The following is an 18,919-nucleotide window of genomic DNA, read 5'->3' as shown; positions in this document are numbered from 1 at the left end:
GAGCCGGTATAAGAGCGGGAACGGTCCCGCTCTTTTTTGTGTTCTAATGTATAAAATCACGATGGACAAGGACGTCCTCGTGCTGGATGTGGCGGCCAGGAAGTCCCTGGCGTCCTGAGCAGGCGTCTTCATTATTTCTGCACAGTTTGCAGGTTAAGTTTTTCTTGTAATTTGCGCATGTTTTTTCCATTTCCGTTCATATTAACGGTAAAGCAGGCAAGGCATGGGGGTGTGGAAAGTGAATCTCTTCAAAAATAAACGGAGAAAATTTGGCAAAAATATTATGCATGTACAGAAAGAGGAAAAGCAGGAGGAGCCGAAATCTCAGAATAATGACCAATTTTCAAAGGTAGCTGCTCATAATTTACAGCGTTTTGAAGAGTTGTTTCATTATCCCACAAATGATTCGTTAAAATCACGAAAGTTGTTCTCGCCTTCGATTAACCGTAGCGTCATCCTACTCTTTATCGGGGGTGCCGCCAATACGGATGTGATTCGCGAGAACATTATTAAGCCTTTGATAAAACGACAGAACCATACGGTCGATGAAAAAAACATCATCGACAAGGTCAGACAAAATATCCTCACCGTTGCCAGCGGAAAGATTGTATGCACGTTTGATATAGCCGTACAGGGATTGCTGAACGGAAATACACTTATTTTGATTGACGGAGAGCGCGATGCCCTTTTGGTCGATACGACCGGATTCGAGGAAAGAGCCATTTCTGAACCGACAGCGGAAACCGTTGTAAGGGGACCGAGATCCGCCTTCGTGGAATCTGCCGATGTCAACCTTTCTTTAATTCGGAGGCAGTTAAAAGACCATCAGTTGATCAAGGAACCGATTCATGTCGGATCCAGAGCCCCTCAGGAAGTATCTGTTTTATATTTGGCCGATGTCGCCGATGAGAAGTTAGTCAACAATGTCAAAGATCGACTGGCAAATGTAGATCATGAAGCTATCTTAACCTTAAATATACTGGAAGAGCTGATTGAAGAGCGCCCTTACTCCCTATTTCCGTCTTTATTGACAACAGAACGGCCGGACCGGACATGTTCCTTTTTAATGGAGGGCCATGTCGTCATGCTGATGGATAATTCACCAGATGCATTGGTTGCGCCCGTTACTTTTTGGCAGCTTTTTCATACGGCAGAAGATACTTTTTTGCGCTGGGCGTACGGGAATTTTTCCCGGATCACCCGCCTCCTTTGCTTGATTATTGCTATGCTCATGCCGTCTGTTTTTTTGGCGGTTACGACTTTTCATCCGGAAATGATACCGACGGATTTAATGCTGGCGATCAGCGGATCCAGGGAAAGAATTCCCTTTCCTACCTTATGGGAAATTCTTCTCATGGAGATCACCTTTGAGATTCTAAGGGAAGCAGGCATCCGTGTGCCCAATCCGCTCGGAGCCACCATCGGGATTGTAGGAGCTTTGATTCTCGGCCAGGCGGCGGTGGAAGCGAATCTCGTCAGTTCCATTATGATTATTATTGTCGCAATTACGGGGCTTGCCTCCTTTGCAATTCCGGATCTGGGCTTGAGTGTCATCGTCCGGATTTTGCGGTTTGGTTTCTTATTTGCGGCCAACTTCTTTGGATTTATCGGGATTGCTCTTGGTATGGCAGCGCTTTTGACCTATGCGGCTTCCCTAAAATCATTTGGGGTGCCTTTTTTCGCACCCTTGGCTCCTTACTATCCTTCCTCCCATGATATGTTTTGGAGAACGATTATCAAGAAAATGCGGGTTCGCCCATTATCGTTGCATCCCAAGCAGAAATATCGGATGGATAAGGGAGGAAAGAACTCTTGATACGGGTATCGGACCGAAAGATCGGTACCAGGGAAATGTTCGCCATTGTCTATATCAGTATTGGAATTAAAGTGACCGATTCTACTCCCAACCTCCTGTTAGAAGTGGGTTCAACAGCTTCTTGGTCCATGCCGCTTATTACGGGGACGGCACTGATCGTTCCCTTTTTCATCCTGCTTCCGTTCATCTTGTGGGGATTGGACCGTGTAAAAGGGAGGAAGAAAAAATGAGGGTTTTTATGGGAATGGTCTGGATTTTGATTCCCCTCATGCTGATATCCGGCTGCGGGCAAAAAGAAGAACTGGAAAGACAGGCATTTGTTGTAGCACTTGGTCTCGATAAAGGGGAGAAGGATCATATGATAGAAGTCACATTCCAAATTGCCAATCCCCAGGTTAATACTTCTCAATTGGCAGAGGCCCAGAATGAACCCCCTTCTGATATCGTGACTGTCACGGCGCCTGATATTTTATCTGCTAAAGAATTGGTGCACACCTCACATTCCAGACGAGTTCGTTTTTCACATTTGAAGACGATTATCATCGGTGAAGAGCTCGCAAGGTCGGAGGTTTTTTCCAATATTATCGAGTCAGCGATTGTTGACCCGGAAGTCAGGAGAGAATCGATGATGATTGTTTCCAAAGAAAAGGCGAGTGAGTTTATCCATAAAAATAAACCCATAATGGAAACCCGGCCGCATAAGTATTATGAATTTATGCAAAAAATATGGAAGCAGACCGGCTTGGTTCCCCCCTCTAACCTCAATACGCTTTTTCAAAGAATACAGGGAGAATTATTCTTAGTCATATATGCAACCGCTGAAAGGGAGGAAGTTGGGGAGCACCAAAATGAAGACACCTACTTGGCAGGACAAGTCCCCCAAAAAGCAGGAGATCCTGTCCAAATGATCGGATCAGCCGTTTTGAGAAATAGAAAGATGATCGGTACACTGACTGGCGAAGAAACGAGGATAGCTATGCTGTTGCGGGAAGAGCCGGTATTTGATGCCATCATCACTTCTTTCCCGGATCCCGTTAAAGAGGGTTCCCGTATTTCCGTCCGATTAATAGAAACCAGCCCTACTAGAGTCAAGGTGGACACAAAGCAGGAGCCTGCAAAAGTGAACGTACAGGTGCCGGTCGTACTGCAAATCCACTCAAATCCCGCCAATGTCAGTTATACGACAAACCAGCATAATCAGAACCTGCTGAAAAAATCTATTAAAAAGCGCCTGGAAGAGAGATCTGCCCGCTTAGTTGAGAAAATGCAGAACGAATTCAAAGGCGAAGCGTTCGTCTGGTATGTACCCGCACGCAAGCAGTTTTGGACTGTCAAGCAATACGAGGATTATAACTGGGAAAAGAAGTTCCAACAGGCAGATGTTGATATCAATTATGAGGTCAAAATTGAAAACTTCGGTGAGCAAATCAAGCCCCCTTCAAATAAGGATTAGAGGAAGGACTGCTGATACGTGAAAACCTATCTAGTGATCGCCCTTGCCGCTTATTTAACATGGTATACTGGACGGCTGACATGGGATATTTGGAAAGATGACAGACGAATGGCTGCTGTCATTGTTGGAATAATGGCAGCTGCCTTCCCTGTTCTGGCATATTGGATTGAAAAGGTAAACCCGTAGATGATCATGGAATGGGACATCAGTCCATTTGGCTGCCGATTCTGGAATGGAAGCTGGGATGTGCAGCAAACCTTTCGTTCAGGTAATTTCCATCGCCCTGAAGGGATAGGAACAAACTGTCAAGAGGATAAGCGGACAGAACCGGCGCCCTAATCGAAAAAGAATTTGCAAAAGCGGCATACAGGCTTCGAACACTTACAAACATAAACCGCTTCAGAAAATTTTTAGCAAAGCCAGGCACAGACAGACCGAAAGGAGGAAGACCATTTCGTGATACGGGTAGAAGACCGGAAGATCGGCACAAGGGAAATGTTTGCCATCATCTACTTGGGAATCGGCATTAATATAACAGATGCCACGCCCAATCTTCTTTTTGATATCGGATCGACCGCCACCTGGATGATGCCCATCTTTTCCGGAATAGCAATGGGAGTTCCTTTCCTCCTCTTACTCCCTCTATTGAAAAAATATAATATCGGTCTGATTGAGATTTCACAACAGCTGACCGGAAAATTTCTGAGCGGCATTTTAACATTTGTTATGTTTGCATCCGTTTTTGTCTCTATGGTTATCAATAGCCGAACTTACGTAGATATTGTCATTACGATGTATTATCCGAATTCTCCAACCCCTGCTCTCATGTTCGTATTTATTGTAGTAACTGTCTTATATATTGCGCGGCAGGGCCTCGATATCATCAGCAGAGCGGGATGGATTTTTTCTCCGATCATGTTGTCTCTGTCTATTCTGCTGATTATTTTGGTTGCAAGCGCCCTGAACCCCAGCCTGATCTTTCCCTTTGCAGGGCCCGGGATGCTCCCCGTTTTGAAAGGGAGCATTGGGTATAGCTCCTTTTTCAGCGATGTCATTTTGGTTTGTGCCCTATTTTCTTATGTTCGTTCCTATGAAAGTTTTCGAACCGGTGTTTTATTGGGATTCGGCTTATCCATTATAAAAATGTCCGTATATATAGCTGCTTTTATCATGATGTTTGATTATTCCTCAGTGGAAAATATCGCCTTCCCTTATCATCATTTTACGAGGATGGCTATGCTGACCACACTGGCCAATCATATTGAAGCGGTTTTCTTAGCCGCATGGTTTATGGGGGCTGCCTTTCATTTTGGAATATATTTGTTTGTCACAGCCTTCTTACTGGGAAGGCTCATTCAAATTAAAAACTTTGAGCGGCTGCTGCTTCCCCTGGCAGGGCTCACCATGTTTCTGGGCCTTTTGCAAGAAAATCTCTACCAGGAAATCCTGGCCCGAGAAATCTTTCTTCAATCGATCTCTGGCTTCTTTATCTTATATCCGTTCGTTCTTTGGGGCGTAGACCTGGTGAAAAGCAGGAAGAAAAAGAAGAAGTAAGCGGTGAGCCGGGCGGCGGGTGAATACGTTTTTAGACGGAACATGAGTGATACCGGGCATTGCAGTCTGCGGCAATTTTACGCGGGGAGAGTTGGAGCGATTATACGATAGTTGAAGCGATTATACGATAGTTGGAGCGATTATACGATAGTTGGAGCGATTATACGATAGTTGGAGCGATTATACGATAGTTGGAGCGATTATACGATAGTTGGAGCGATTATACGATAGTTGGAGCGATTATACGATAGTTGGAGCGCGCCGGCGACCCCAAGGTCCGGCGCGCTCCGACCGGCTTATTTTTTATAGCGTGTATGAATGTTGTTTTGCTTATAGGTTGGTCTTGAAAATTCTTCGATTTCCATGGACAAAGCGAGGGTTCTTTTTTCATAGAGGTCGGCGAAATGCTCCTTCACCACTTCGAACAGTTTGTCGCACGCCTGTTTCAGATCCTCCTCTGACCGGCCGGCGCCGATTTTCAAAGCAACATGGACAAATGCGTCATCTTCGGTCCCATCTGCAACGACATAATCGTTCAGTTCAATGGCTCTGGAACGAATCCCCCCTACCGGAAAGACGCCGTTGCTGTCGATCATCGACTCGTTGATTTTTTTCAAGAGGCTCTTAATCCTGGCTTCCTTCTTAATATTATCAGTGTATTCCACGATCACGTGAGGCACCGGAATGCCACCTCCTATGTGTAGGCCGCGCTTTTTTCTTTTATGGAAAATACCCGGTCGCCCACGACGGTATTTTTTAATTGGCCGATTCCCTCAATTTCAGTGATCACTTCATCGCCTTCGACAACGCCTACAGTTCCTTTCGGTGTTCCGGTTAAAAGGATGTCATTTTCGTCCAGCGTCATGAAGCTGCTCAGATATTCGATCAGGTACGGGATGTCGAATATCATATCTTGCGTTGTCCCTTCCTGCTTCAATTCACCGTTCACGTAGGTACGGAGCTTCAGGTTCATCGGATCCTCGATGTCCGCTGCATCAACGATCCACGGTCCGATCGGTGTGCTCGTATCGCGGTTCTTTACTCTCAGATTTGGACGGTAATAGTTTTCAAGATAATCGCGGAACGCATAGTCATTTGCAATGGTATAGCCTTTTACATAGTCGTACGCATGTTCCCGAGGGACATTCTTTGCCTTTTTACCGATCACAACCGCCAGCTCGCACTCATAGTGCATGTATGTAACGTCAGATGGCCGGCGGGTTTGGGCGTTATGTCCAATAAATGTATTCGGCCCTTTTAAAAAGACCAAAGGCTCTTCCGGTGCCTGAAAAGCCAGCTCCCCCGCATGATCCGAATAATTCAGTGCCAGGACGAATGCAGTCCGCGGCTCGATGGGCGGGAGCCATATAACTTCATCCCCGGAAACGGCACGGCCGTCCAAAAGCTCGAGTCTCCCCTCTTTCTCCACTGCCTCGTGAACAGAACCGAAGCAAGCCACTCGTGCGCGTTTCATTATGCGATCCCTCCTTCGGAAAGCTTTTCCTCTGACACGACTGGATTGACTAAAACACCGATTCCGTCAATTTCAATTCGCACTTCATCTCCATCCCTGGCTTTCGGAGGCTCCTCGGGAATACCGACAAGCAGGACATCGCCTCGGCGGAGCGTCATAAAATCTGTTACGTCTTCCAGTAAGGCGGGAATGGAGCGAATCAGGTTTTCCGTATTATTTTTTTGCTTTAATTCGCCATTTATAAAGACCCGGGTTTCCAATTGACTGGGATTGGCCACTTCTTTCCAGGGGATGATCCATGGTCCAATGGGGCAAAATCCGTCACGCGCCTTTTGTTTAATGGCCGGCCGGTAATAGCTTTCGTGCGGGATACTGACATCATTTGCAATTGTATAGCCCTCAATGTAATCATAGGCTTCTCTCGCCTTCACACGTGCAGCGGTTTTTCCAACCACCACGGCAAGCGCGGCTCCCATTTCCAATTTTTCCTCCCCTTTTGGGAGCGGGATAGGCTGGTTGCACCCGGTTAAGGTGTTGGCCGGTTTGATATACAGAACAGGCGCTTTTGGCGGTTGTTTATAGGGCGGTTCATTCATCTGGTCTTTTAATTTGTCAAAGGCTCCTTGATAGTTTAAAAGAACCCCGTACACCGCGCCGTTGACAGGAGGATTCCAGGTTACTTCTGAAACAGGCTGCTGCTTGCCTTGTATCTCCACTCTGCCTTGGGACGTATCAGCTCTCACTTCGTCTAGCATACCCAGCCCGCGAAGACTTGCTTTCACTAGACTCATGCGCTCTCTCCTCCATTCTTATTTTTTATAAAATTTAGTCCAAGATTTGGAACTGTCGGCCCATTGAGGACTTTATTATCCATGCTCTTGGAATACTGTCCAGCTCGAGCCAGTGACTTTTCTTGTTTCTGAAATACCGGCCGTTTTTCTAAGTACTATCGGGGCACCATGTACCGGCCAACTTAGACCTGTTCCTGTCCGTATTTCATGAAATACTGCCCGAGAAATGGAATTACCCGCCGACTCAGACCATCACAGCCATTTTTCTAAGAAACTGTCCCGAGATCCAGATTACCTATCCAACGCAGACCCTTTCTGCCCGTTTTACTGAAATAACTTATCAAAGAAATGAATTACTATCTAATTCAGACCTGTTACTCTCCACTTTCCTGAATTACTCGCCAAGGAAATGAATTACTATCCAACTTGGACTTGTTACTCTTCATTTTGCAGAATTACTCGCCAAAAAAATACTGGCCGACTCTGAATTTACTGTCCACTCTCTCGCAATACTGTCCATTGAAGCGAAATTACTACCCAATACTCTCCACTTTCCTGAATTACTGTAGAGAAACAGAAATACCGGCCAATATAGAAATTTACTGTCCGCCTGCTTACAACACATCCCGTCCGCCCGGCGGACGGGCAGGATCGTGGGGCTATACCACTTTTTTATATTTGCCTTCAAAGAATCCAAGAGGTTCTCCGTCCTGGACACGGAGGTCGGTAACTTCTCCGATATACAAGGTATGGTCGCCGGCGATGACGGCATCGTGTACGTTGCACGTCAGGTTGACCAAGGCATCTTTGATGACCGGCATGTGATTGAATGTATCAAATTTAACGTCTCGTTCCTCTTTAATCTGTCCTGCAAAATAGGCGGACAGGTCCTGCTGGCTTTCGTTCAAGACGCTGACCGCAAATTTGCCGGATTGCTTGATGAGCCGGTTCATGTTCGCTTTTTCTCCGATGGAAATGAGGACAAGTTTCGGGTTCAGCGATACGGACATAAACGCGTTCGCCGTCATGCCGTGGACGTTTCCCCCCACTTTGGTGGTGATGACAGTGACTCCCGTTGCAAATTTACCCATAGCAGTTCTGAACAGACGGTCCTCCATGGTCGTCTCTCCCTTCATCAAAAGCTTAAATCATAAACTCCGGCTTGCGTTTTGCCAGCTTCGGTTCTTTCGTTTCCACTTCTTTGCCGCTGGTAACATCCAACACAGTGGATGCTTCGTTGAACCAGCTGTCCGGCGCTTCATGTCCCCAGAATGTCTGGCGCATCGGGTCATCAAGAACCCAGCGAATCGGCTTAAAGTCCGGATCGCTCGTCAAGTAGTCGCCGCTGTAGAACTCAAGGCGGTGTCCGTCCGGATCCCTGACATATAGGAAAAAGGCGTTGGATAATCCGTGGCGGCCCGGTCCCCTTTCAATGCTCTTTCCGTATCCTGAAGCTGCAAGAACGTCGCACGTATGGATCAGCGCGAGCGGATCCGGCAGCCAAAATCCGATATGATGCAGACGCGGTCCTACCCCGTTCATGAAAGCCTGATCATGAACCGTTTGCTTCCGGTGGAGCCACGTAGCCCATACGTCGCCTTCTTTCGTATCCGTATATTCGGAGCAGGCAAATCCAAGAGCTTTCATATAAAATTCCTGTGCTTTTTCCACATCTTGGACCATGCAGTTAAAATGGTCGATTCTTTGGACACGCGCGCCCCTATAGAGGTCATAACGCTGGAGAAGGCGTTCTGCATGCTCCATTTTTGCATAAAATTCGAGCGGCAGCCCCGAAACATCCTGTACGCGGAGGGCCCGCCCCATGGCATGCTGCTCTCCTTCTTTGATCCACTTCGTTTGATAACCTTTTGCAGTAAAAAATTGTTCCAAGGCATCCAGGTCAGCCTCTGATGATACTTTATAGCCAAGCGCTTCAACGACCGGCTTTTTTCCTTTCTTTAAATGGAGGCTGTGGTGGTTATGCTCTTCCAGTCCTCTCAGGTACAAGTTCTCTGCATCTGATTCTGTTTCAATAAAACCAAGTGTATCTACATAAAACTTTCTGGACGCTTCCAAATTGGTTACATGCAGCACGGTTCGTGCACAGCGGATAATGTTAAATTCCATCCGATTTCCCCCCTATGCTTTCATAAAATCCGGCTTGGATGACGTTTCATTTTTCAGAAACTCCGATACGAATTCTTTGTATGTGTCTTTTTCATATCCATTGAAATAGGTCATACCCATGCGGATCGGATCGCCGAAGAAGTAATATTCATAGTGCGTCTGTCTGGCACCAAATGAACTGAGAGTCATATCCCAAGCCAATCTGAACAGCTGGACACGCTCGTAGCCGTTCAAGTTCTTGCCTTGAAGGCCGCGCTCGAGGATAGGTCCGATTTCTTCATGGGCAAAGTCGTCGTGTGTCGGGATTCCCATCAGGCCGGATGCTCCCAGGATACGGATGATTTCAGACAGGCGGGGATAGATGCGCGGGTACCAGTTGCGCGCTGCGTCCAGCGCTGTGAAATCCGGGGTCATGACGCCCCATCGATCGATTTTTGCGTTATGTTCAGCCCGGTACATATGCGAACGCATCGTTTCAAGGACAAGCATAATTTCAGCGCCTTTATCCTGTACGTGCTGGAATTGATCTATGCCGATTGCTTCCATAATGCTTAAAGCCACGCCAAGGACAAATTCAGTTTTCACTATATTTTTCGATACGACTTGATGTGACATATGAACAACCGCGTTTGTTTCTTTAAACGTGCGGTTGCAGATCGACGCATTCCCGCAGACAAACACGCGCTCCCACGGGACAAATACATTGTCGAACGATACGATCGCGTCCCCTTCTTCGAAGCGGGAAGCAAGCGGATGATCCCAAGTGGATTTGCCGTAGTCGAACGATTCACGGCTGAGGAATTTCAGCCCTTTTGTATTGTTTGGAATAGCAAAGGCCAATGAATACGGATCATCTTTTGTATCAGATTTGTTCACCGTGGACGGAAAGACGATGAGTTCATCTGTAATGCCGCCCTGCGTCGCCAGCAATCGAACACCGTCCACAATAATTCCGTCGCTTCTTTTTTCAACAAGGTGAAGTGCCACATTGGCATCTTTCTGCTCTGCCTGTGCCTTTGCGCGGTTCACCTGCGGATGAATCAGTGTGTGGGTCAAGCTCAGGTCATTTTCACGTGCAAACTCGTAATACTTTCTCGCGTTTTCGGCGAAACTGGGATCCGCTTCGGCAAAGAAGTCAGCGGCTGCTCCAGTGGCCATCACTTCCGCATTCATGTAGTCCGGCGCCCGCCCCATCATTCCTCCGGATGTACGTGCCCACTCCTGGATAGCTTCACGGCGCGCAATCAAGTCGTCAATGGTTTCCGGGATCTTATACGTCATGCCGACCGGGTCTCCACTGGCAGGAGAGGTATAAAGCATTTTTTCCGGCTTTTCATATTGCAGATCATACAAGCGGGCCATGGATTTTGTAACCCCTTTGAAAGCCGGATGCTCAGTGACGTCATCCACTCTTTTACCATGAATATACACATTGTTGTTCGCCTTTTTCAAACGTTCCAAGTATTCTTTTCCTGTCTTGGCTGGCATCGTTTTTCACTCTCCTTTAAATTATTTTCCGAATTGCGGAATAAGGTGGTCTCCAATGGCGACATGGATCACTTTTGGCTCTGTATAAAATTCCATGATGGCGTAATGTCCGCCTTCCCGTCCGATTCCGCTTGCCTTCATTCCGCCAAACGGAATTCTGAGATCCCGCACGTTCTGGGCATTGATCCACAGCATTCCTGCTTCGACAGCCTGTGCCACGCGGTGGCCGCGTTTAATGTCATTCGTCCATACGAAACCTGCCAGGCCATATTTCACATCGTTGGCGGCTTTAACAACCTCTTCTTCTGATTCAAACTCAATGACCGCCATCACCGGTCCGAAGATCTCTTCCTGGCACACCCTCATGTCGTTTGTTGCATTTAACAGCAAGGTCGGAGGGACATAGTTTCCTGCTTTGAACTGTTCAGGAACCGTACCCTGTACCACTTCGCACCCTTCTTCCTTTGCCAGTTCAATATAGCCTGATACTTTTTCAAAATGCTCCAGGCTGATGAGCGGTCCCAATTGTGTCGAAGCATCCATCGGGTCGCCAATCTTAATTTTTTGGACCCTTTCTTTTAAGGCTTGAACAAATTGGTCCTTAATGTTTTTGTGTAAAAATACTCTCGAGTTGGAAGTGCAGCGTTCACCGTTAAAGGAAAATATCCCCCAGACAGCCGCATCAAGCGCGCGGTCAAGGTCCGCATCATCAAACACAATGAGGGGTGATTTTCCACCCAGTTCCATAGAAGTCTTTTTCAGCGTATCGGCTGAATTTTTTATAATGATCGATCCCGTTACCGTCTCGCCTGTAAATGAGATCGCTTCTACATCGGGGTGAGCAACAAGCGCTGCACCTGCGGTTTCCCCGTATCCGTGTACAATGTTGAACACACCTTCGGGAAGTTCAGCCTTTTGAATAATTTCTGCCAGTTTGTTGGCTGTAAGCGGTGACAACTCAGCCGGTTTTAATACCACCGTGTTTCCGGTTGCCAGTGCAGGCGCTATTTTCCAGGTGGTCAGCATGAACGGTGCGTTCCATGGCGTAATCAGCCCTACCACCCCAAGCGGGCTGTACACTGTGTAGTTGACAAACTCGCTGTCTTGCAAGTATGCTTCTCCGTGCATTCTTGTCTGCACCATGCGGGAATAGAAGCGGAAGTTTTCCGCTGCACGTGCTGCCATGTTTCTTGTCTGCGCGATGGGCAGTCCGGTATCCAAGGATTCCAGATACGACAATTCTTCTGCCTCTTCGTCGATTAAATCTGCAATTCTTTCAATATACTTCATTCGCTCGGACACTTTCATTGTGCCCCAAGACCCTTCTTTAAAAGCTCGTTTGGCAGCCTGAACAGATTTGTCAATATCTGCTTTGCGCCCTTCTGCTACGCGGTTAATCACTTCATTTGTAAATGGGCTGCGATTATCGAAATAGACTCCGCTCGCGGGTTCTATAAACTGGCCGTTAATATACAATTTGATATCCGATTGCTTTTCGTGTTTCCGCAACTGTGTTTGTGCTGCTGTTTTTTGTGACAAAAAAATCACCTTCCCTTGTAAGGAGACGGTTCAAGGGAGAACCCCCTCCCTTTTTTTAAAAAAAATATTAGTTCTTTACTTGATCTTTTAATTCAATCCCATAATTGATCAATACTTGGCGAAGCTCCTTTTGCAGTTCTTCTGAAGGAATGTCCATTGGTTTACGCAATACCGGCTTAATTTTGCCCATCATGCCCAGCGCTGCTTTTGCGACGGCAGGATTTGTATCCTTAAATAAAATGTCATTCAGTTCCATCATTTCAAAGTGCATATCCTGCGCACGCTTTACATCGCCTTCTGCCCACGCATTATAAATTTCAGCAACAGGCGCAGGCGCAACGTTGGATGTTGCACTGATATGACCTGCTCCGCCGATCGCAAGCATCGGATAGCAGAGAAGCTCAATACCGGAATACAGATTGAAATCACGGCCTGTTTTTAACAGTACGCGGTTGACATGTTCGAAGTCTTTATTGGATTCCTTGATTCCGATAATGTTCGGGCAATCCTCCGCAAGACGTGCAATCGTTTCCACTTCCAGGTTGACAGCCGTTCTTCCGGGGATATTATAGAGAATGATCGGAATATCGACCGCATCGGCAATCGTTTTAAAATGTTTGTACAATGCATGCTGGTTTGGCTTATTGTAATAAGGAACGATCACCATGGCTCCGTCTGCACCCATTTCCTGTGCAGCTTTTGTCAGTCTCATCGCTTCGTTATGGTTCACAGATCCGGTCCCGGGAAGGAACGGAACACGCCCGGCAACCGCTTTCATTGCAGTCTCCATGACAATCTCTCTTTCTTCAACTGTCAGCGAGCTGGGCTCACCGCTCGTACCGGTAACGGAGATCCCATGGCTTCCGCTTTCAATCTGCCAATCAATCAGTCTTTTAAATGTCTCCAGGTCAAGGCTTTCGTCTTCATGGAAAGGAGTGACTACCGGAGCAATAGACCCTCTGAATCTTTCCTTTGCTTCTTTATAAGATGGCATCAAATCTTCAACCTCCTACATTTTTTAAGGTGGGTTAATTTTCTGAACAGTTAAATCATATATGATTACATATATAATGTCAAACGTTTTTATAAATTTTTAGGTAATCGCTTACAACACTTTTTTTATCTCCTGATCAATACACATTTATTTTTATAAAAAAAGAAAGAAACAGGATGATCTATTCTGTTTCTTAGCTCTCGACAGTCGTACCGGCATTCAAGGAACGGCGTCTTTCGAAATCTTCTGCTGTACGGAATTTATGCAGGCGCACCACTTCTTCTACCGTTTGCGGATCTGCTTTTTTCTCAAGAAGCGAGATAATCTCCTCATGTTCTTTAATGGACTCTTTTACCCTTCCTGAATACAAGGTAGATCCGATTCCCCTGATGGCGTGCAGACGTTTCCATATGGTTTTAATGGTTTCAATGAGGATCTTATTCGTATTTTCTTCATAAATGATGTAATGAAATTCCTCATTCAGCTTCGCAAAAGCGATAAAATCAAAGTCTTCCAATGCCTCCTTCATCTGTTTATTTTTCTCTTTCAGCTTTAAAATTTTGGCAGCAGGGAAATTGCGGGCACAGGAAGCAACCGCATACCCTTCAAGGACAGCCAGCAATTGAAGGTTCTCGTAATATTCCGACTCATTGATGGGTGCTACCACGGGACCGATATTCCGCTTGTACTCAATAAGCCCTTCTGCCTCCAACTGCCGGATCGCTTCCCTGATCGGAATCGAACTCGTCTGCAATTCTTTTGCCAGCTGGTCAATGACAATCCTCTGGTCAGGTGCATACACCTTTTCAACAATCCGTGACTTAATAATCCGATAGGCTCTCTGTTGTTTATTCTCTTTCATCATATGTTTATCATATTTGAAATCATATATGATGTCAATGGTTCAAGAGCTTATAAATACAGGAGGGAAAGGATTGAAAATGGCCGGATTAAATAAGGAATAGTGCTGATTAGATGGAGGTGCATTGGGTTTGGGGCCATTAAATGAGACATGGCTGCCAATTAGATGGCGGTATTTGGTATTGGATAGGACGGGTTGAATAACCGAATGACTACATGCAAACCGGGCACAATCTGCGCTTCGAATGGGGGGCGGTCCGAACAAGCGATGAACAACAGGGGGAAGTGCTAAGAGCCCAAAAAAGTGGCAATTCCATGGGATTGGGCGCATTGAATAGTTCCTGACTACCTAATACATGGTGTTGCCTTGAAATTGGGCGCCTGGAGCCGTCCAGGACTGCCAAACAAGCTGCGGTCTGCTGGAATTGGGCGCTTAGAATTTCAATGACTTCCGTGCAGGCCGACCTGAACTGAAAATGGCCGCCGCATGAATCATGACCCATGCAAACCGCGACACTCCGAAAACCGCCTTTTAAATAGAGATGGCTGCCCAACAAACATTGAACCATCAAGGCCGGGCACCAAGAGGAATGGATTTGAAATAACAAAAAGACGGAGGTTTCCCTCCGCCCAGTTTATATAGCTCCTTCTTCGCTTTGCTGCTCCACAGCTTGATCTTTTTTCAACTGGCACACTTCCACGAACTGGATTTGATGGCCGTCCAATTCAGTAATTTTAAATTCAAAGCCGTCGGCGTGAAGAGATTCACCTTCCGTTACATCAAACTTTTCGGATAATACCCATCCGCCCAGTGTATCCACGTCATCATCTGACAGATCGGTCCCAAGGAGATCGTTTACATCTGAAATGAGTACTTTCCCGCTAAATTTGTAGTGGCTTTCCCCTATTTTCGTAATATCAGGAATTTCATCCGTATCGAACTCGTCCTTAATTTCACCGACGATTTCCTCAACGATGTCTTCCACAGTGACAAGACCAGATGTTCCACCGTATTCATCCAGAAGAATCGCCATGTGAGTTTGGTCCTTCTGCATTTTTAGCAGCAAATCTCGGATGGGTACTGTTTCAATCACATGAATCACCGGTTTGATATAATTTGAAACGTCGAATCCGCGATCATCATCTGTATTTTGGATTTGCTCCAATAGAATATCTTTTATATTAATCAGACCAATGATATTGTCCTTATCCCCTTCATAGATCGGGTAGCGGGTAAATTTGACGTCTTTAATGACATCTACCCAATCTTCAATGGACTCCTCTGTCGAGAAAGAGATCATCTCGGTTCGGGGTACCATGATTTCCTTTGCCACCCTGTCATCAAATTTAAAAATATTTGTTACGTATGTCAATTCAGACTGGTTGATCTCCCCACTTTTAAAACTTTCAGACAGTATAATCCTCAGTTCCTCTTCAGAGTGGGATACCTCGCTCTCCGATACAGAGTGCATCCCAAACATCTTGACCAAGAGACGGGCGGATCCATTCAGCAGCCAGATAAAAGGGAACATGATACGGTAGAACCAGATGAGCGGCTTTGCTGTCCACATGGACACTGCCTCTGCTTTTTGGATGGCAACCGTCTTTGGTGCCAGCTCACCCACCACTACGTGTAAAAATGTAATGACCACAAAAGCAAGGACAATCGACAAAATATGGGAAACAGCTGGTCCAGCTCCCATTTTTATCAGCAAAGGATCCAACAATGACTTGATGGCAGGTTCGCCGAGCCACCCTATTCCGAGCGCTGTAATCGTGATCCCCAGCTGACAGGCAGATAAATATTCATCTAAATGCGTAGTAATATGTTTTACCGCCTTGGCTGAAGGTTTTCCTTCCTCAATCAGCTGGTCAACGCGGCTGCTCCTAATTTTTACAATTGCAAATTCCGCTGCTACAAAGAAAGCGGTTAAAGCAATTAAAATGACAATTACGATTAAACTGGCAACGTCCAAATAGTTCGCCTTTCAAAGAAAGGCGTACACCTCCTATATTTTTCAGGATATCTGTACGATTTATGAGCCGAACAGAATAGTTCTTATAAATTATTATACTATATGCTTTTCCCATTTCATAACATAAAATTAGTCCGCCTTCAAAAAATGTGTAGTACTTGGTAAAGATTGTACGTTATTATGTAATAATGGACAAGTCTGATAAACTCCATTCTTTTCATTCAAAATGAGAGCATCATTGGAAAGTGAGGATATAGAAAGAATGAGTATTTGGGAATTCATTGTTGCGTTACTGCTGGGGCTTGTAGAAGGGCTGACCGAGTTTGCTCCCGTTTCTTCTACAGGACATATGATTATCGTGGATGATATTTTATTAAAATCGGCAGAACTGCTGAACTCGCAGGAAATTGCCAATACATTTAAAGTCGTTATTCAGCTTGGGTCCGTCATGGCCGCAGCCATTGTCTTCTGGCCGCGCATGTTAAGCCTGATCGGAATCCGTACCAAGAATTCTCCCGTTCCGGAAGAAGGACACCGCCTTCGATTAATTCATGTGATTGTAGGGCTCATTCCAGCCGCTATTTTGGGATTGACCTTGGAAGATTTCATTGATACCTACTTATTTTCAGTTGAGACCGTATTGATCGGACTCGTTGCCGGTGCCATCCTCATGGCAGCAGCAGACTGGAAGGCGCGGTCGGAAGGTGCACTGGAGCAGCGAACGAGCCTCGACGACATTTCGATCAAGCAGGCCTTTCTTATTGGCCTGTTCCAATGTATCGCCTTATGGCCCGGCTTCTCCCGTTCTGGCTCCACGATCTCCGGAGGCGTATTGCTCGGACTACAATACCGGGCAGCAGCCGATTTTACTTTTATTATGGCTGTCCCTATCATGTTTGGGGCAAGTGCCGTCTCCTTATATAAAAAGATGGACGTCATGACGGCGGATGTCATTCCGTTTTTCGTCGTCGGATTTATCAGTGCCTTTATCTTTGCCTGGCTGTCCATCCGATTTTTCCTGGCTTTAATCAGCAGGATCAAATTAATGCCTTTTGCCATCTACAGAGTCGTATTGGCTGCGGTAATCTTAATCGTTTATATTAATATTCAATAAATTTTTCGACAAGTGCCTGTCACGCCCCGAAACTGCCCGAAATTTGTCGAAGAGAAAGACATAGTTTGAGCTGTGCTGGTTTAGATCAACAATCAATAAAAGAAAGCACAGCTCCGGTTGCTGTGCTTTTTTAGGTTTTCGACAAGTGCCTGTCACCACCCGAATACGCTCGAATCCTGTCGAAATAAAAAGAATTCCGCTAGGTCTCCCGGGATGCCAAGGGACAAGCAGCACACTTCTTCTTTTCTCTATTTCTCAGCATGAACGAAAGACAGCAGGTAACCCGACCCTTTTTCGATAGCTGGAAAAATGATGTTAAGGGATTATGCACCGTTCCAAACAGCTTTCCAGGAGCTTCAAGAAAAATGTATTGGCGGTCTTTCGCAGCCTGCTCCCCAAGCTGATGATTTTCCTCGATTTCTTTAAAAATCCAATGTACATAGACCGCAATGTTTTCCCACATGACTTCTTCTTTAAGTCTTGTCTGTTCCTTTAACAAGTAAATCAGCGGAGTCAGGCCATCCGCAAATACCTCACGGATAATGCTGTCACGCCAATGATCTCTGTTCTCTCCCGGATCTTCGGCCTCCAAGGGGTTCATGAAAAAACCAGGAAGCCACAGGTCATCTTGAGCGCTGTCAATCAATTTCAGCTTTGAAGGTTCCGTTTTCAGCTTTTTACCCAGCGCCGTCATGGCATATATATGAATCACTGCATAAAAGGCCATTCTTTTGATAAGGATAGAGCTTGTTACACAGGCGTTTGGGGCACCAATTCTTCCCGTCAGCATTAAAAGCGTTTCAGGCAGCTTCTTTAAGTCAAGCAGTGACGAATAATCCAAAGATTCGCTGTCGGCGGTATCGGCAAGCCGGTACTTTTTCAGTTGTTGAACATCGCAGTCACTTAGCTTGTTTAACCACATGCATATCCCCGCCTTTAATTATCCGCCGTCCCTTTCCGTATGGAATACACAGAGGCGTCCCAAATAATGGATCTGCTGTCACTTCACAATCCATGTTAAACACTTCCCGTACCAAAAGAGCATTGACAATATTCTCCGGCTTTCCCTGGGCATACACTTTTTGATCACGAATGGCAATAATTTGATGGGCATACCGGCAGGCGAGGTTCAAATCATGCAAAACCATCACAATCGTCCTGCCTTCTTGTTCATTCAGCTCAAACAACAGATCTAAAATGTCAATTTGATGGGTCATATCCAAATAGGTCGTCGGCTCATCCAACAACAGGATATCTGTATCCTGGGCAAGTGTCATAGCTATCCAGGCTCTTTGTCTTTGGCCTCCAGACAGCTCATCAACCGGACGGTCCGCATAATCTGATAAACCGGTAGCCTTCAGTGCTTTTTTTACAGCGGCCTCGTCTTCCGCTGACCACTGTCTGATCCATGTCTGATAAGGATACCGGCCCTGCTTAACAAGCTGCATTACAGTAAGCCCCTCCGGGGCAGTGGAGGACTGCGGAAGAATAGCCATCTGCTTTGCAATTTCCTTGGTTGGAAGCTTTGATAAGTCCTGCCCTGATAATAGAACGGATCCTCCTTGAGGCTTAAGCAGTCTCGCGATAGAACGCAGCAAGGTTGATTTTCCGCATCCATTGGCTCCAATAAAGACAGAAATTTTCCCCTTGGGGATCGTTAAATCAAGTTCATCTATTATGATTCTATCACCATACGCAAGCTTCAGAGAGTCAGTCTGAATCACATCCATTT

Annotated in this window: 18 protein-coding genes; 6 read left to right on the top strand and 12 right to left on the bottom strand. The window is 46.1% G+C overall.

What is annotated here, in order from left to right; all coding sequences use genetic code 11:
• Nucleotides 1–238: 238 nt before the first annotated feature.
• The 5 genes from ACFSCZ_RS06840 (at nt 239) to ACFSCZ_RS06820 (ending at nt 4,823) form a co-directional block, all read left to right on the top strand.
• Entirely contained in the window at nt 239–1,816 is a 1,578-nt protein-coding gene (locus ACFSCZ_RS06840) for a spore germination protein (protein ID WP_380773075.1), read from the top strand.
• A complete protein-coding gene (locus tag ACFSCZ_RS06835; RefSeq protein WP_380773074.1) occupies nt 1,813–2,046 on the top strand; it encodes a hypothetical protein in 234 nt (77 codons plus the stop codon). The genes ACFSCZ_RS06840 and ACFSCZ_RS06835 overlap by 4 nt, the downstream gene beginning before the upstream one ends.
• Nucleotides 2,043–3,269 (top strand): Ger(x)C family spore germination protein, encoded by a 1,227-nt coding sequence (locus ACFSCZ_RS06830; RefSeq protein WP_380773073.1) that lies wholly within the window; start codon nt 2,043–2,045, stop codon nt 3,267–3,269. The genes ACFSCZ_RS06835 and ACFSCZ_RS06830 overlap by 4 nt, the downstream gene beginning before the upstream one ends.
• An 18-nt stretch (nt 3,270–3,287) precedes the next feature.
• Nucleotides 3,288–3,455, top strand: coding sequence for a hypothetical protein (locus ACFSCZ_RS06825; protein WP_380773072.1), 168 nt, complete (start codon nt 3,288–3,290; stop codon nt 3,453–3,455).
• Nucleotides 3,456–3,725: 270 nt separating this feature from the next.
• Nucleotides 3,726–4,823, top strand: a complete 1,098-nt coding sequence (locus ACFSCZ_RS06820) for a GerAB/ArcD/ProY family transporter (protein WP_380773070.1) — start codon at nt 3,726–3,728, stop codon at nt 4,821–4,823.
• Between the two features lie 296 nt (nt 4,824–5,119).
• On the opposite strand, the gene ACFSCZ_RS06815 is transcribed toward ACFSCZ_RS06820, so the two are convergent.
• The 10 genes from ACFSCZ_RS06815 to ACFSCZ_RS06770 all read right to left on the bottom strand — a co-directional run bounded on the left by ACFSCZ_RS06815 (nt 5,120) and on the right by ACFSCZ_RS06770 (nt 16,073).
• Entirely contained in the window at nt 5,120–5,503 is a 384-nt protein-coding gene (locus ACFSCZ_RS06815) for a 5-carboxymethyl-2-hydroxymuconate Delta-isomerase (protein ID WP_380773069.1), read from the bottom strand.
• A 14-nt stretch (nt 5,504–5,517) separates the two neighbouring features.
• Nucleotides 5,518–6,297: a fumarylacetoacetate hydrolase family protein gene (locus ACFSCZ_RS06810; RefSeq protein WP_380773068.1), complete on the bottom strand. Its 780-nt coding sequence runs from the start codon at nt 6,295–6,297 to the stop codon at nt 5,518–5,520.
• Entirely contained in the window at nt 6,297–7,088 is a 792-nt protein-coding gene (locus ACFSCZ_RS06805; protein ID WP_380773067.1) for a fumarylacetoacetate hydrolase family protein, read from the bottom strand. The genes ACFSCZ_RS06810 and ACFSCZ_RS06805 overlap by 1 nt, the downstream gene beginning before the upstream one ends.
• 659 nt (nt 7,089–7,747) lie before the next feature.
• Entirely contained in the window at nt 7,748–8,206 is a 459-nt protein-coding gene (locus ACFSCZ_RS06800) for a flavin reductase family protein (RefSeq protein WP_380773066.1), read from the bottom strand.
• 25 nt (nt 8,207–8,231) lie between these two features.
• Nucleotides 8,232–9,215, bottom strand: coding sequence for a 3,4-dihydroxyphenylacetate 2,3-dioxygenase (hpaD, locus tag ACFSCZ_RS06795; RefSeq protein WP_380773065.1), 984 nt, complete (start codon nt 9,213–9,215; stop codon nt 8,232–8,234).
• 12 nt (nt 9,216–9,227) lie between these two features.
• Complete coding sequence (gene hpaB / locus ACFSCZ_RS06790; protein WP_380773064.1) at nt 9,228–10,703, bottom strand: 4-hydroxyphenylacetate 3-monooxygenase, oxygenase component; 1,476 nt, start codon at nt 10,701–10,703, stop codon at nt 9,228–9,230.
• A 21-nt stretch (nt 10,704–10,724) separates the two neighbouring features.
• The gene (hpaE, locus tag ACFSCZ_RS06785) at nt 10,725–12,212 is read right to left on the bottom strand and encodes a 5-carboxymethyl-2-hydroxymuconate semialdehyde dehydrogenase (protein ID WP_380773112.1); all 1,488 of its coding nucleotides are present in this window, start codon (nt 12,210–12,212) and stop codon (nt 10,725–10,727) included.
• 97 nt (nt 12,213–12,309) lie between these two features.
• Nucleotides 12,310–13,236: a 2,4-dihydroxyhept-2-ene-1,7-dioic acid aldolase gene (gene hpaI, locus ACFSCZ_RS06780; RefSeq protein WP_380773111.1), complete on the bottom strand. Its 927-nt coding sequence runs from the start codon at nt 13,234–13,236 to the stop codon at nt 12,310–12,312.
• Nucleotides 13,237–13,429: 193 nt separating this feature from the next.
• The gene (locus ACFSCZ_RS06775; protein ID WP_380773063.1) at nt 13,430–14,101 is read right to left on the bottom strand and encodes a GntR family transcriptional regulator; all 672 of its coding nucleotides are present in this window, start codon (nt 14,099–14,101) and stop codon (nt 13,430–13,432) included.
• A gap of 631 nt (nt 14,102–14,732) precedes the next feature.
• Nucleotides 14,733–16,073 carry a hemolysin family protein gene (locus tag ACFSCZ_RS06770; protein ID WP_380773061.1) on the bottom strand — a complete coding sequence of 447 codons (1,341 nt, stop codon included), beginning with the start codon at nt 16,071–16,073 and terminating at the stop codon, nt 14,733–14,735.
• Between the two features lie 262 nt (nt 16,074–16,335).
• On the opposite strand from ACFSCZ_RS06770, the gene ACFSCZ_RS06765 reads away from it, so the two are divergent.
• Nucleotides 16,336–17,187 carry an undecaprenyl-diphosphate phosphatase gene (locus ACFSCZ_RS06765; protein ID WP_380773060.1) on the top strand — a complete coding sequence of 284 codons (852 nt, stop codon included), beginning with the start codon at nt 16,336–16,338 and terminating at the stop codon, nt 17,185–17,187.
• A gap of 199 nt (nt 17,188–17,386) precedes the next feature.
• On the opposite strand, the gene ACFSCZ_RS06760 is transcribed toward ACFSCZ_RS06765, so the two are convergent.
• Both ACFSCZ_RS06760 and ACFSCZ_RS06755 read right to left on the bottom strand, forming a co-directional pair.
• Nucleotides 17,387–18,109 carry an IucA/IucC family C-terminal-domain containing protein gene (locus ACFSCZ_RS06760; RefSeq protein ID WP_380773059.1) on the bottom strand — a complete coding sequence of 241 codons (723 nt, stop codon included), beginning with the start codon at nt 18,107–18,109 and terminating at the stop codon, nt 17,387–17,389.
• Nucleotides 18,087–18,917 (bottom strand): ABC transporter ATP-binding protein, encoded by an 831-nt coding sequence (locus ACFSCZ_RS06755; protein ID WP_380773058.1) that lies wholly within the window; start codon nt 18,915–18,917, stop codon nt 18,087–18,089. Before ACFSCZ_RS06755 ends, ACFSCZ_RS06760 begins: the two co-directional genes overlap by 23 nt.
• Nucleotides 18,918–18,919: the final 2 nt, after the last annotated feature.

This window comes from Siminovitchia sediminis, from assembly GCF_042680885.1.
Taxonomy (GTDB): Bacteria; Bacillota; Bacilli; order Bacillales; family Bacillaceae_C; genus Siminovitchia; species Siminovitchia sediminis.
The sequence above is the reverse complement of the archived record's forward strand: the minus strand, read 5'-3'. Positions and strand labels throughout refer to the sequence as shown.